Genomic DNA, 13,216 nt, shown 5'->3' on the forward strand with positions numbered 1-13,216 from the left:
CAACAAAACGTTTTATCTTTAGGGCTGCAAACGTTGCCAGTTTCTATACACTTGATGACATCCAAAACGAGAGATAAAAACATGAATTTCAAAACATTAGCATTAGGCTTGGCGGTTGCGTCCGTGGCAACTGTTTCTATGGCTAAACCAGTGGCTTATACCATTGACCCAACCCATACAGCTACTGTATTTAGCTGGGATCATTTTGGTTTTTCTACACCATCAGGTAACTTCTCAAATATTCAGGGTACCATTAATGTTGATGAGCAAAAACCTGCGAACTCTTCTGTGAATGTGACAATTCCACTATCGAGTATCAATACCAACGTGAAAGCTTTGGATGAGCATTTAGTGGCGGCAGACTGGTTTGATGCAGCGAAATACCCAAACATCACTTTTAAAAGTACCAAAGTTGAAACTCAGGACAAAAAGAAATTTAAAATTACTGGTGATTTGACCATTAAAGGCGTTACTAAGCCAGTTGTATTGGATGCCGTTTTGAACAAGAAAGGCCCACATCCAATGACCAAAGCAGAAACAGTCGGTTTTAATGCCACTACATCATTCAACCGTTCTGCATTTGGTATCGCAAACTATGTACCTAATGTAGGTGATAAAATTACCGTACAGATTACCACTGAAGCAAGCGTGCCAACAGCCAAAGCGAAATAAGCACGACTTGATTAAAAAAGCACCTAAATTCAGGTGCTTTTTTAATTGGACCAACAAGTTTAATTCCGGTTAAAAATAAGTAAACAGCCAAAACTGATAAAAATTCCACCGGTGATCCCGTCAATCCATTTGGCAAATTTTTGATAATAGGTATTCATCTTGCGCATTGAAAAAATAACAGCAACAACTGCAAACCAGAGCAGGCTTTCTACAAATACCAAGAGTAACAGGGAGGATTGCTCTGATAAGCTTGCATTGGGACTGATGGCCAGAGAAAAGACACTGCTAAAGTAAATCAGGGCTTTAGGGTTGGCCATATTGGTCAAAAACCCCTGAAGCAATAATTTAAAATATGATGCTTGTGCTACCGGGACAGATTCATGTTTTGGTTCAATTAAGGATAGTGGTTTTTTTAAACTTGACTTTAACATCAGGTAGCCTAAATAAAGTAGATATATGCCACCCAAGATCATTAACACCTGCTGCAACCAGGCCACTTTCTGAAACAGGAAATGTAAACCACTGAGCGCACAGATTGACCAGAGCAGAATACTCAACGAAATCCCGATAGCTGCAAAGAGCGCATGTTTTCTGGACTGCCGTATCGCACTTTGTGTTACAAAGAAAAAGTCTGGTCCCGGGCTGATCAGGGCGAAAAAATGAATAACAGCGATACCGAATAATGCGCTCATAAAATTTTTAATATCAAGAATTGGAGTCAAGTTTAAAATGCGCTGAATCAAGATGCCATATTTAATTGAGCCAGATATTGTTCCAAGACAGTTTTTGAAGTCCTTTCCAGCAAAGGTGCAAATTGAAGATTGGCTGCGCGAAGTGTAGGTATAGCAATATTAGCCTGTCGTAATTCACCAGTATGGCCAATCAGCCATTTTTCCAGACTGTCACTGGCTATTTCGGGATGAAATTGCAGGGCCAGAATATGATTACCCACACGGAAAGCCTGATGCGGATAAAGTTTAGAGCTGGCCAGTAATTCAGCCTGTGCAGGTAAATCAAAAGTATCACCGTGCCAATGCAGGACTTGAATATCTTCCAGAGCTTGCAGCGGATTATTTTCAACAGAAGCAAGGTTGAGTTTAGACCAGCCGATTTCTTTGGTATGCCCGGAATAGACTTTGCCACCCAACGCAGCAGCAATTAATTGAGCCCCTAAACAGATACCTAAAGTCGGTAGATTTCTCTCTAAACGAACTTTAAGTAAGTTTATTTCCTCTTGTAGGAATGGGTAGTTTTGAGTTTCATAGACTGCAATAGGGCCTCCAAGAATGACTACTAAGCCAGGATGCTCAAAAGCTTTGTTAAGATCATCAATGCCGGCTTCAAAATAGCGGACGCGTAAGCCGAGCTGATAAAAAACATCTTCCCAAGCGCCTAAGTCTTCAAAAGCCAGATGTTGAATGGCATATACAGTATCGGGGAGGTGGGCTAAGTTCAGCATAGTTTTTTGATATCAAGAGAATGATTTAATTTAACGTGAATCAAAAGCAAAATAAAAGGCTTTATCTACCGATCCTGTGCAAAATAGAAAATAATGGGTATCGTTGCACTATCAGCAAGTAAGTAAAAATTTTCGTGTGATCGCTACATCAAGCATTTCATTTTTTCTTTTGTGTAAGAAAGAGAGTAGAGTAAGGCTGCCGTACTGAATAAAAACAATAAGGTCATCAGGAACAAGGATATGCAAAATATACGTTTATATGTCGATCAAAATAGAATCAGCCCTTATGCTATGTCGGTCTATGTTGCCTTAAAAGAAAAGGGTTTAGATTTTCAGGAAATCGTGATTGATTTAGATCAGCAGCAACAGAAATCTGCGGCTTATCAAGCCATTTGTCCAAGTGCTAAAGTTCCGTGTTTAACGCTAGATCATTTTAGTCTGTTTGAATCATGGGCAATCACTGAATACTTGGAGGATGTCTTTGCAGCACCTAATTATCCAGCTTTATATCCTAAGGAAATTCAAGCCAGAGCCAAATGTCGCGCCCTACAAGCCTTGGTCAAAACCGATTTTATGCAAATCCGTCAGCAAATGCCTTCTGATTCGGTATTTCATCCACCAAAAATATCTTCACCTCTTACAGCTGCGATAACTGAAGAAATTCAGCGATTGTTAAATGTGGCAGAACATATGCTAGAGGACATATGGTTGACTGAACACTGGTCCATTGCGGACTTTGATCTGGCCTTTATGTTGCATCGTTTGCTGAGCCATCAGGTGAAACTTCCTGTGAAAATAATAGGATATGTCGAGCGTAATTTTAAGCGTGCTTCGGTACAGGCGTGGCTGGCAGAACATGAAAAAGCCAAAACTTTAATTTAATGCCGACTGATAAAACAGTTCATAAAAAACCTACTTAAATAGATAAAATTCAAGCGTAATATGAATCAGAACAAGACTTGAATGATGCTGAGGATGCATGTCCTCGTTGAATAAGAAGGAAGGAGTAGCCGGTGGGGAATTCACATCATCATGAGCATAGTCATGTCAACGTGACTGCAGACAATGCCAGAAAATTATCGATAGCGCTGGGATTAACCACGACTTTTTTAATTGTGGAAGTAATTGCCGGTTTTCTGACCCAAAGTCTGGCTTTGCTCTCTGATGCTGCACATATGTTTACCGATGCTGCCGCACTGGCTATTGCACTGGTGGCTATCAAGATCGGACAAAAACCGGCAGACAATAAACGGACTTTTGGTTATCAACGTTTTGAAATTCTGGCTGCCCTGTTTAACGCCTTGATGTTGTTTGTGGTTGCGATTTATATCTTGTTTGAAGCTTATCAGCGTTTGAGTCATCCACCAGAAATCCAGAGCCTTGGCATGATGATTGTTGCTGTTTTGGGGCTGATCATTAACCTGATTTCCATGAAAATTCTGGTGTCCAGCAGTCAGGAAAGTCTCAATGTCAAAGGTGCATATCTGGAAGTGCTGAGTGATACACTGGGATCTGTAGGCGTGATTATTGGAGCGTTAGTGATTTATTTCACCGGCTGGATGTGGATTGATACACTCATTGCAGTATTAATCGGATTTTGGGTATTGCCAAGAACCTGGGTTTTGCTGAAACAGAGCATCAATATTCTGCTTGAAGGTGTGCCGGAGGAAATTGATATTGAAAAATTACGTCACGATCTTTTGGCGCTTGACGGGGTCGAGGATATTCATCAGCTCAAGGTCTGGGCGATTACTTCCAAAAAAGTCATGCTGACCGTGCATCTGGTTGCGCCGAATGTGGATTATCAGAAACTGCGTCATCAGGCCTTTGAGATGCTCCACCATGAGCATCATATTACCGAGATGACCTTGCAGATCGAAGCGGAAGATTGTCCGCCGGAACATCGGGGACAATCCTCACATCAGCATTCACATGCCGAAAGCCATCAGCATTGAAATTGACTAATCTAAGCATCAGGAAAATTGATTATTTTTTTAAAAGTGAGCGAATCACATCCAGATAACTTGGTGGGGCATCGACATAATGACGCTCCCTTAACATCTGGTGCATTCTCGCCAGCTTTTGATGCGGAACAGAGGCCATTAAATGATGTTCAATATGATAGTTCACATGAATCGGGGCAACCAAAGCACGTGCCAACCAACCTGCACGAGTAGTTCGGGTATTGCTCAGGGCAGAATGACTGGTTTCTAATCCGGCATGTTCAGCCATGGCGCGGATGCGGATGAACAAAGGAAATGGAGTGATATAGGCGAGAGGCCATAATAAATACAGTTTAGGATGGCCGCTGGCCCACAGTGCATAAAAAATTGCTGCATTTGAGATGAACATACCGGAACTATTCTTAAACAGATTCTTTGCTAACTCTAAATTGCTGCGATCACCACGCGGAATTGGCTTGGGGTCATTGGAAACACTCCATTCCAGTAATTCAAGATCCATTAATACTCGACCTGCAAGGAACTTAAGTCCAGATTGCCCATTCAGGTCACGGAAGAATTTCCTGAATAGTGAGCTTTGAGTAATGGGGAAATTTTTTACCAACCCCAAGTCAGGATCATCTGGCTGCGAGGTTTTAGCATGATGTTTCAGATGATAAGGACGATACTTGCTGACATCATTCCAGATCGGGCGTGCACAGAGCCAGTCGGTCAAATGAGTGTTCAACCATTTGGTTTTGAACAGGCTATGATGTGAGGCATCATGCATCAAAATAGCCATCGCAAGCTGGCGTCCCGCAAGAATGGCCAATGCCAGCGCGCACATCAGGACTTTCCCCCACGTAGGTAAATATTCCCAGCTATAGGCGACCGTGCCAAAGGTCATGACAATTACGGTCCATGTCGAACCTACTGCCCAGACACCGTGCAAGTCTGAGGTCGTGGTGAGTTCTTTAATTTCATCACGACTAAAAAGTTCTGTGACACTGACCTTGCTGTTCATTCTTCTGCCTATATTTAGTTCTTATTGCTATATTCAATATATTTGGATGAAATATTACAGTCAATTTATTTTTGTGTATAAAAAAGAAATAATTTAGAGCCCTTGGTCTTTAAAATAGTGTTGCCATAAAAGTTGTCCCTGTTTTTCTATTTTGCGGACTGCGAGCTCAAATTGTTGTCGAGCCTCGGTATCTATCCATTCTGCAGGAAGCAAAGGGTCAGCACGTAAACTAAATAGGGCAGACTTACCTAGATAAAAGGCACTTTTTGCAGCCTCTGCTAAATTCAGATTTTGGTAATTCTCAAACCAGGCGTTGATATCATGCTGTACTACATGATAGGTCTGATGTAGCGCTTCGATATCCCATAAATCACGAACTTCAGTTTCACTTTCCAGCTGACTGACTTGGAAAAAACGTGCATCAGCATCTAATCCAAACCGGATTACAGCTGTTTTTAATGTGCTTAGACTCAGTGTTAAATTATCTGGACGAATAAAAACATTTTGTTCCAATTCCTGAAAACCATAATAATGCAGCGCTTTTTCCCTTCTAGATAATGACGTACGATCTACGCGCCCTAAAGTACCCGTATAGACCAGTACATATTTTCCATTCCATGTGGTCACAGTTTGTATATAGGGTTGTTTGTTTAAACTGATAAAAGAAGTATCGAACTTTTTTTCTAGCAACTGATACACACCGCGCTCTACAGATTGAATGACATTTTCCTGATTTAATCGGGCCACAGCGACGCGTATGCCATTCTCAGATATGCCTAATAATTCAGCAGCCGTTAATATCCGCCTAATAGAGAGGGCTGAGTCTTTCGAAGCGTAGAGAAGGTCTAAAACAAGATGACGTGCATTCAGTTTATAAGTCATGAAACGATATCGTAATTAAAAGAATTGAAAGTTTTGAAGTTTATTTACAATAGCACTTTGTTGTGAATTACCCAAAAAATGTCGGGGTGAAAGTAGCTAAGACGTGATTTTTAGAGATACTTTTTATCAATCAAAATTTTTAGAATTTAATAAAAAAACCCTTATCTTTCGATAAGGGTTTTTCGTATTCTGGAGCGGGAAAGGAGACTCGAACTCCCGACCCCAACCTTGGCAAGGTTATGCTCTACCAACTGAGCTATTCCCGCAATGAGGTGAATTATAGAGAATTCCACAGCAGTGTCAACTCTCTATAAATCTGTTTGATTAATTAATCAGCACGTCGCCAGACAGTACCTTGACGGGTATCCTCAAGAACAACACCTTGATCAAGTAAAGATTGACGAATCTCATCCGCACGGGCGAATTCTTTGGCTTTCTTGGCATCCTGACGCTGTTGAATCAAATCTTCAATTTGTTCAGGTGATAGTCCCAATGCTTCCTGACCAATGTCAGATTTGAGGAACTCATCTACATCTTGCTGTACCAGACCGAGAATATTGGTCAGGTGACGTAAAGTTGCATAATAAATCGCTGCTTGTTCCGCATTTTCTTCTTTTACAGCACGATTCAGTTCTTTATTGATTTCGAACAATACCGCAATCGCTTCAGGCGTATTGAAATCATCACGCATAGCGGCATTAAAACGTTCAACAAAAGCCTCATCCAGAGTTTCAACCAGATGATCACCATAAACCGCTTGATAGGTTTTAAACGAGTGATAGAAACGAGATAAGGTATTTTTTGCTTCTTTTAAGGCAACATCCGAGTAATTCACCGGGCTACGATAATGGGAAGAAACAATGAAATAACGTACCACTTCCGGATGGAATTTTTCAATCACGTCGCGAATGGTGAAGAAATTGCCTAAAGACTTCGACATTTTCTCGCCATCGACATTAATAAATCCGGCATGCATCCAGTAATTGACATACTGTTCGCCAGTAGAAGCTTCAGATTGTGCAATTTCATTTTCATGGTGCGGGAAGGTCAGATCAGCACCGCCGCCATGAATATCGAAATGATTACCCAGGCAGCAGGTCGACATTGCCGAACATTCAATATGCCAGCCCGGACGGCCATTCCCCCAAGGGGAAGCCCATGACGGTTCATTATCCTTGGCATGTTTCCACAGTACAAAGTCAAATGGATGTTTCTTTTCGACTTCAACATCGACACGTTCAGACGCACCCGCTTGCATATCTTCCAGTTTACGGCCAGAAAGACGACCATATTTGGCAAACTTCTCGACCTCAAAGTAGACATCACCATTATTGGATGGATAAGCCGTACCTTTGTCGACCAGGTTGCTGATCATATCCTGCATCTGATCGATGTAATCTGTTGCTTTAGGTGCTACATCAGGTGCAAGGCAGCCAAGTTTGGCAAAATCTTCATTCATCGCATCAATAAAGCGACTGGTCAACGCCGAGATACTTTCACCATTTTCATTGGCACGTTTAATAATCTTGTCATCAATGTCGGTGATGTTGCGCACATATTTGACCTTCCAGCCTTGGCTACGCAAGAAACGGATAATGTAGTCAAATGCAACCACTGTACGTGCGTGTCCTATATGACAATAATCATAGACCGTCATTCCACAGACATACAGGTCAATCTGACCTTCAACACGAGGTACGAATTCTACTTTTTTGCGTTGCTCTGAGTTATATAGAACAAATGGTTGCATAGCTGTTCAAAGGACTTCAAATAAAAGGATGATTCATCTTAACCCAAGCATAATTATTCATAAAGATAAAAGCGTAAAAAGCCTCAGTTATTTAGCCTAGTTAGGTAGCAATAATGATTGAGAAAGAAAAAATTTCTGGACTGAAATGACAATAATGAATTGGTCTTTTCTGGGGCAGTGTTTGCGAGGGGAATTAAGGAGTATTGGAATGAGGATGTTCTTTTATGAATATAATTCATTAAGACAAGCGTGAGGATATTCCGATAAAAAATAAAAACAAGCACATTCTCCAGTTTCAAAAATGGAGCAAATGTAGAGGTGGATATACCTGGCTTCGCAAGTCAAATACAATCGAAATATATTAAAAATACGTCGAATCTTATACATTTAGAAATCTTGCAATTGCATAGCTATGCTAAAATTGCGAAAATTATGCCCATCAAACCAGAGTTTTTCTCTGTCCTTAGCGTAGGTAAACAGGCTTTGAATCCACAAAAAACAGCGAATCAGCTAGATTTCCAAAAAGTCGCACTTGAAACACTGCGCATCGAAGAAAATGCGTTACAGATTTTAGCAACACAGATTGATGACCGTTTTAGCCGCGCATGTGAGATTATTCTGCAGTGTACCGGCCGTCTGGTGATTACCGGAATGGGCAAGTCGGGTCATATTGGCCGTAAAATGGCGGCGACCTTTGCTTCGACCGGAACGCCATCGTTCTTTATGCATCCTGGTGAAGCAGGTCATGGTGACTTAGGGATGCTGGTGTCAGGTGACGTGCTGATTGCAATTTCAAACTCGGGCAAGAGTGATGAGATCATGATGCTGATGCCCCTGATCAAGCATCTGCAAATTCCCCTGATTACCATCAGTGGTGATGACCAAGGTCCCATGCCACAAAATGCTGATGTAGCTTTGACGCTCGGTAATATCCAGGAAGCGTGTCCACTCGGTCTGGCGCCAACTTCAAGTACTACCGCCACACTGGCTTTGGGTGATGCTCTGGCAGTAGCTTTGCTGGATGCTCGCGGCTTTACTTCAGATGATTTTGCACGTTCACATCCTGCGGGTGCGTTGGGTAAGCGCCTGTTGTTGCATGTAAAACATCTGATGCGTACTGGAGCCGATTTGCCGAAAGTCTCGCCAGATACGCCGATGAACCAGGTTTTATACGAGATTTCAAATAAACGTCTAGGTTTGACCACAATTGTCGATCAAAATGACCTCCTGCTCGGTATTTTTACAGACGGGGACTTACGCCGCTTAATCGATAAACAGCAAGGCTTTGATGTCAATCTGGCAGTGCAAGACGTAATGATCAAGAATCCGTTGACTATTTCTCAGGAAGAACGTGCAGTGATCGCGCTGGAGCGTATGAATGAGCATAAAATTAATCAATTTGTAGTTGTTGATGATGCCAATAAAGTCATTGGCGTGATCAGTATGCATGACCTGATTCAGGCTGGGGTAAATTAATAGATGGCATCTTATGTATTGTTAGAGCAGGCACGTCATATCGCAGCAATGGTGCTTGATGTCGATGGTATTTTAAGTGACGGTTTTGTTACCTTGACTAATTCGGGTGACGAGATTAAATCCTTTGATATTCGTGATGGTCTGGGCATGAAACTGGTTCAGCAGGCGGGAATCAAGGTGATTATTATCACCGGTCGTCAAAGTCGTATTGTTGAAAAGCGTATGTCAGATCTGGGTGTTGATCTGGTCTATCAGGGCCGTGAAGATAAAGGCACAGCTCTTCGTGAAGCATGTGCACAGCTTAACATTGATCCTGAAGATTGCCTGTACATGGGTGATGATTGGCCTGATCTGTCTGCTTTTGCCATTGCGGGCATGAAAGTGACAGTGCCTAATGGTCATGTCGAAGTTCGCCGTCGGGCCGATCTGGTCACTCAAGCCTACGGTGGTCGCGGTGCGGTTCGTGAAATCTGCGACATGCTGTTAATGTCCAAAGGCATGTACCAAGAGTTACTTGAAAAATATATTCGTGCACCTTATTAATAAGTCCTATCTTTTGGATTAAGTACACCGCTTATGGATACTAAAGTTTTATACATTACGGCTGTGATTATTGCCGCAATAAGTGGTGGTTATTACTATTACAGCGGCAAAGGTAACAAGCTGCAGGCAGACTCTGCACGCAGCATGACCTATTCCGCTCAAAATATTAACTTAACCCAGACAGATGAATCAGGCCAGGTGTCGGTTCGTGCCCAAGTGGATCGACTTGAGCAGAATCTGCAGCTAGAAACCTCAAAGCTGGAAAATCTGCGAGCATCGACTTATGACAATGGTAAAATCGATGCCACTTTCTTTGCCAAAATGGCGCATGGTTATGATGACAATACAAAAGTTGTACTCTCTCAAGAAGTGCTCGCCACCAAAATCATGCAAAATGGGAAAATGCAGTTCCGTACTGAAGAACTGACCGCTTTTCCGAAAACACGCGAAATTGAAACAGACAAGACAGTGATTGTGGAATCTCCACAGGCTGAATTTGTCAGCCAGGGTCTTAAAGCCAATCTTAATGATGGTCAATACGAATTCTTTAATATTCGAGGAAAGTATGAACCAAACTCCTAAAGCCAAAATGATGCACACTTTCCTAAAGCGTATAACGCTAGCGACTGTGGTTGGACTCGGTTCAATCACTGCTTTTGCGCTGCCATCTGACCGTAATCAGCCAATTACCTTGCTGGCTGACCGCGCGACTTTTAATGAGCGGACGGGTGTGACGACTTATTCTGGTAATGTCATCATTGAACAGGGCACCATGAAGCTGCAAGCCAATTCGATTGTGGCTAATCTGAACAGTAAACGCCAGATCAGCCTCATTACGGCGACAGGCAGTCCGGCACAGTTTCAGCAAAAAGTAGATCCGGACAAAGGTCTGGCGAAAGGTCAGGCACAAAAAATTGTCTATAATGCCGAAACAGGCATTATTACCTTGTCCGGTAATGCTTTCCTGCAACAGGATGGTGCCAGTATTCGCGGTACAACTTTAAAGTACAGCATGAATAAAGGCGATATCGAAGCCACAGGAACTCCAAACAAGACTGGTTCTTCTTCAGGCCGTGTACAAATCGTGATTCCACCGTCTACTTCAAAATCCTTCCCGGGAGCGCGTGATTAATGGAGCAATCGCAGCAGGTTCAGACCTTAACCATTAAGCATCTGGCGAAAAATTATAATAAGCGCTGGGTCGTCAAAGATGTATCGTTCAGTATGCAAAGTGGCCAGATTGTGGGACTGCTGGGCCCAAACGGGGCTGGTAAAACCACCAGTTTTTATATGGTTGTTGGGCTGGTACGGATGGATAAGGGCGAAATTTATCTGGATGATCTGGATCTTTCCGACCTGGCCATGCATGAGCGGGCACGTAAAGGGATTGGCTATTTGCCGCAGGAAGCTTCAATCTTCCGGAAGCTGACGATTTCAGAAAATATTATGGCGATTCTGGAAACCCGTAAAGAGCTGACCAAGGCTCAACGTCAGCAACGTCTGGCAGAGCTACTGGCGGACTTTAAAATTACCCATATTAAAGATTCCTTGGGAATGAGTGTATCCGGTGGTGAGCGACGTCGTGCTGAAATTGCACGTGCCTTGGCCGCTGATCCTAAATTTATGCTACTCGATGAGCCTTTTGCCGGTGTTGACCCAATTTCGGTTGGAGATATTAAAGATATTATTACCAACTTGAAAGATCGGGGTATTGGCGTGCTGATTACCGATCACAATGTCCGTGAAACACTGGCGATTTGTGAACATGCTTATATTGTCAGTGAAGGTGCAGTGATTGCTGAAGGTACACCGGAAGAAATTCTGGCGAATGAGACCGTGAGAAAAGTTTATCTGGGTGATGATTTCACTGTTTAAATGTCTCTTACTTTATAAAAAACCTGCATCAGATTTCAATTGTCAGATGCAGGTTTTTTAATTAGCGGCAAAGAACCATTGCATTCAATGTCCTTGCCGAAGAAGAAAAATGAGTAAAAAACAGGCAAGAATGCAAGTTTCCCGGATCTGATGATTTTTAAAGCCTTTCAAAACAATCGAGTAAAATCAAGACTCTCCTTGGAGAGGCTTTTTATTTGTCTGTACAAAGCGGGTATACTGCAACAGTAAGAGTTTAAAGCCTGAAGTTATGCCATTTACCATTGCCAGCCTAGTCAGTTTTGAGGAAGATATCAAAAAAAGCCGCTTTCAGGCCTTTGCTACCCCTGTTGAAAATGAGCAGGAGGTGAAAGATTTTCTGGAGGCTTATCGTGATCCAAGCACCACACATCAATGCTGGGCCTGGAAAATTGGTCATCAGGTACGCTTTAATGATGACGGTGAACCTTCAGGTACTGCAGGACGTCCGATACTGGCGACTATTGAGGGTAATGAACTGACCAATGTGCTGGTACTGGTCAATCGCTGGTATGGCGGAATCAAGCTGGGAACAGGAGGCTTGGTGCGAGCCTATGGGGGTTGCGCTGGACAATGCTTGCTATTAGCAGAAAAAATTGAACTGATTGAAAAGAAAAAGGTGCAATTTTCCTGTCAATTTAATGAGTGGGCCATATTCCAGTATGAATTGAATCAGCAGCAAATCGATTATCAGGAAGAATATACAGCCGAAGGTGTGCAGGTCAGCGCCTTATTTCAATTACATCAAATTCAACCCTTTGCCCTGAAAGTTCAGGATGTGACGCGTGGCCGGGAACAATTAAAAATTATTGAAGAAGCGACAGATGACTGACGTAGATCCATTACTGAAATATCGTGAGCAGCATAAACATCGTCTGAACTATATGCCTTGGCTGTACTGGTCCTTAAAGCCAAAAAATCGCGGTTGGGCAGAAGCATGGCAAAAGGAATATCAGGCTTATCTGATGGAGATGGAAACCATCGAGATTGGTGAAAACTGTTTTATTTCACCACTGGCACATATCTTTGCCGAGCCGGGGCGCAAAATCATCATCGGTGATAATACCTTTATTGCCGCAGATTGCACCTTGCATGGCCCACTGGACATTGGAAATGAAGTGGCGATTAATCATCACTGTATTCTGGATGGCGGGCGGGTAGGGATTAAACTGCATGATCAGGTACGTATCGCTGCTTATTGTCATCTTTATGCCTTTGATCACGGGATGGATCCCGAGCAGCCAATTTATCAGCAACCGGTGCGCTCACAAGGCATCGAGATCGGCCGGGATGTGTGGCTAGGTGCACACGTGGGTATCAAGGACGGAATTAAAATCGCAGATCAGGCTGTGGTGGGGATGAACAGTATGGTGACCAAGGATGTTGAGGCGCGTGCAATTGTCGCCGGAAATCCGGCTAGATTTATTCGTTATCGTGAATAAGTTTTTTGAAGTCAACGGGTTGAAATAAAGATAGAAATGAGTAGAAAAATGGGTTTAGCGATCTATATTTATTCACATAAAAGTTAACATATTTCAATTCAAGCCTTACAGATTTTG

Annotated in this window: 15 protein-coding genes and 1 tRNA gene; 10 read left to right on the top strand and 6 right to left on the bottom strand. The window is 42.6% G+C overall.

Going from position 1 to position 13,216, the window contains the following annotated elements; all coding sequences use genetic code 11:
• Positions 1 to 81: 81 nt before the first annotated feature.
• Positions 82 to 672, top strand: a complete 591-nt coding sequence (locus tag AY607_RS05575; protein WP_064095959.1) for a YceI family protein — start codon at positions 82 to 84, stop codon at positions 670 to 672.
• 59 nt (positions 673 to 731) lie between these two features.
• On the opposite strand, the gene AY607_RS05580 is transcribed toward AY607_RS05575, so the two are convergent.
• Positions 732 to 1,364, bottom strand: coding sequence for a LysE family transporter (locus AY607_RS05580; protein ID WP_064102164.1), 633 nt, complete (start codon positions 1,362 to 1,364; stop codon positions 732 to 734).
• A gap of 47 nt (positions 1,365 to 1,411) precedes the next feature.
• Positions 1,412 to 2,131, bottom strand: coding sequence for a glutamine amidotransferase (locus tag AY607_RS05585; protein WP_064102012.1), 720 nt, complete (start codon positions 2,129 to 2,131; stop codon positions 1,412 to 1,414).
• Between the two features lie 240 nt (positions 2,132 to 2,371).
• On the opposite strand from AY607_RS05585, the gene yfcF reads away from it, so the two are divergent.
• Both yfcF and AY607_RS05595 read left to right on the top strand, forming a co-directional pair.
• The gene (yfcF, locus tag AY607_RS05590; RefSeq protein WP_064102013.1) at positions 2,372 to 3,013 is read left to right on the top strand and encodes a glutathione transferase; all 642 of its coding nucleotides are present in this window, start codon (positions 2,372 to 2,374) and stop codon (positions 3,011 to 3,013) included.
• 131 nt (positions 3,014 to 3,144) lie between these two features.
• Positions 3,145 to 4,086, top strand: coding sequence for a cation diffusion facilitator family transporter (locus AY607_RS05595; RefSeq protein WP_064102014.1), 942 nt, complete (start codon positions 3,145 to 3,147; stop codon positions 4,084 to 4,086).
• A gap of 31 nt (positions 4,087 to 4,117) precedes the next feature.
• Here the strand turns inward: AY607_RS05595 and AY607_RS05600 are convergent, their stop codons facing one another.
• The 4 genes from AY607_RS05600 to cysS all read right to left on the bottom strand — a co-directional run bounded on the left by AY607_RS05600 (position 4,118) and on the right by cysS (position 7,727).
• Positions 4,118 to 5,095 carry a fatty acid desaturase family protein gene (locus AY607_RS05600; RefSeq protein ID WP_064095963.1) on the bottom strand — a complete coding sequence of 326 codons (978 nt, stop codon included), beginning with the start codon at positions 5,093 to 5,095 and terminating at the stop codon, positions 4,118 to 4,120.
• A gap of 93 nt (positions 5,096 to 5,188) precedes the next feature.
• On the bottom strand, positions 5,189 to 5,977 hold the full coding sequence (locus tag AY607_RS05605; protein WP_064102015.1) for a hypothetical protein: 789 nt from the start codon (positions 5,975 to 5,977) through the stop codon (positions 5,189 to 5,191).
• 190 nt (positions 5,978 to 6,167) lie between these two features.
• Positions 6,168 to 6,243, bottom strand: a tRNA-Gly gene (locus AY607_RS05610).
• Between the two features lie 62 nt (positions 6,244 to 6,305).
• Positions 6,306 to 7,727, bottom strand: coding sequence for a cysteine--tRNA ligase (cysS, locus tag AY607_RS05615; RefSeq protein WP_064102016.1), 1,422 nt, complete (start codon positions 7,725 to 7,727; stop codon positions 6,306 to 6,308).
• 432 nt (positions 7,728 to 8,159) lie between these two features.
• On the opposite strand from cysS, the gene AY607_RS05620 reads away from it, so the two are divergent.
• From AY607_RS05620 to AY607_RS05650, 7 genes are all read left to right on the top strand, one after another.
• Entirely contained in the window at positions 8,160 to 9,203 is a 1,044-nt protein-coding gene (locus AY607_RS05620) for a KpsF/GutQ family sugar-phosphate isomerase (protein ID WP_225215729.1), read from the top strand.
• Positions 9,204 to 9,206: 3 nt separating this feature from the next.
• Positions 9,207 to 9,746, top strand: a complete 540-nt coding sequence (locus AY607_RS05625) for a KdsC family phosphatase (protein ID WP_064102017.1) — start codon at positions 9,207 to 9,209, stop codon at positions 9,744 to 9,746.
• A gap of 33 nt (positions 9,747 to 9,779) precedes the next feature.
• Entirely contained in the window at positions 9,780 to 10,328 is a 549-nt protein-coding gene (lptC, locus tag AY607_RS05630) for an LPS export ABC transporter periplasmic protein LptC (protein ID WP_064102018.1), read from the top strand.
• On the top strand, positions 10,312 to 10,878 hold the full coding sequence (gene lptA / locus AY607_RS05635) for a lipopolysaccharide transport periplasmic protein LptA (protein WP_064095968.1): 567 nt from the start codon (positions 10,312 to 10,314) through the stop codon (positions 10,876 to 10,878). Before lptC ends, lptA begins: the two co-directional genes overlap by 17 nt.
• Complete coding sequence (gene lptB / locus AY607_RS05640) at positions 10,878 to 11,621, top strand: LPS export ABC transporter ATP-binding protein (RefSeq protein ID WP_064095969.1); 744 nt, start codon at positions 10,878 to 10,880, stop codon at positions 11,619 to 11,621. Before lptA ends, lptB begins: the two co-directional genes overlap by 1 nt.
• Positions 11,622 to 11,889: 268 nt before the next feature.
• Positions 11,890 to 12,489: an IMPACT family protein gene (locus AY607_RS05645; protein WP_064102019.1), complete on the top strand. Its 600-nt coding sequence runs from the start codon at positions 11,890 to 11,892 to the stop codon at positions 12,487 to 12,489.
• The gene (locus AY607_RS05650; RefSeq protein ID WP_064102020.1) at positions 12,482 to 13,099 is read left to right on the top strand and encodes an acyltransferase; all 618 of its coding nucleotides are present in this window, start codon (positions 12,482 to 12,484) and stop codon (positions 13,097 to 13,099) included. Before AY607_RS05645 ends, AY607_RS05650 begins: the two co-directional genes overlap by 8 nt.
• Positions 13,100 to 13,216 lie beyond the last annotated feature (117 nt).

Source organism: Acinetobacter sp. SFA (assembly GCF_001647535.1).
In the GTDB taxonomy this organism is placed as follows: Bacteria; Pseudomonadota; Gammaproteobacteria; order Pseudomonadales; family Moraxellaceae; genus Acinetobacter; species Acinetobacter pecorum.

Bases quoted from the DNA above. Each gene is read 5' to 3' on its own strand.
- AY607_RS05645 (WP_064102019.1), top strand. From the start codon at position 11,890: ATGCCATTTACCATTGCCAGCCTAGTCAGTTTTGAGGAAGATATCAAA.
- AY607_RS05605 (WP_064102015.1), bottom strand. From the start codon at position 5,977: ATGACTTATAAACTGAATGCACGTCATCTTGTTTTAGACCTTCTCTAC.
- cysS (WP_064102016.1), bottom strand. From the start codon at position 7,727: ATGCAACCATTTGTTCTATATAACTCAGAGCAACGCAAAAAAGTAGAA.
- AY607_RS05580 (WP_064102164.1), bottom strand. From the start codon at position 1,364: ATGAGCGCATTATTCGGTATCGCTGTTATTCATTTTTTCGCCCTGATC.
- AY607_RS05620 (WP_225215729.1), top strand. From the start codon at position 8,160: ATGCCCATCAAACCAGAGTTTTTCTCTGTCCTTAGCGTAGGTAAACAG.
- AY607_RS05575 (WP_064095959.1), top strand. From the start codon at position 82: ATGAATTTCAAAACATTAGCATTAGGCTTGGCGGTTGCGTCCGTGGCA.
- AY607_RS05600 (WP_064095963.1), bottom strand. From the start codon at position 5,095: ATGAACAGCAAGGTCAGTGTCACAGAACTTTTTAGTCGTGATGAAATT.
- AY607_RS05625 (WP_064102017.1), top strand. From the start codon at position 9,207: ATGGCATCTTATGTATTGTTAGAGCAGGCACGTCATATCGCAGCAATG.
- lptB (WP_064095969.1), top strand. From the start codon at position 10,878: ATGGAGCAATCGCAGCAGGTTCAGACCTTAACCATTAAGCATCTGGCG.
- AY607_RS05585 (WP_064102012.1), bottom strand. From the start codon at position 2,131: ATGCTGAACTTAGCCCACCTCCCCGATACTGTATATGCCATTCAACAT.
- lptA (WP_064095968.1), top strand. From the start codon at position 10,312: ATGAACCAAACTCCTAAAGCCAAAATGATGCACACTTTCCTAAAGCGT.
- yfcF (WP_064102013.1), top strand. From the start codon at position 2,372: ATGCAAAATATACGTTTATATGTCGATCAAAATAGAATCAGCCCTTAT.
- AY607_RS05650 (WP_064102020.1), top strand. From the start codon at position 12,482: ATGACTGACGTAGATCCATTACTGAAATATCGTGAGCAGCATAAACAT.
- lptC (WP_064102018.1), top strand. From the start codon at position 9,780: ATGGATACTAAAGTTTTATACATTACGGCTGTGATTATTGCCGCAATA.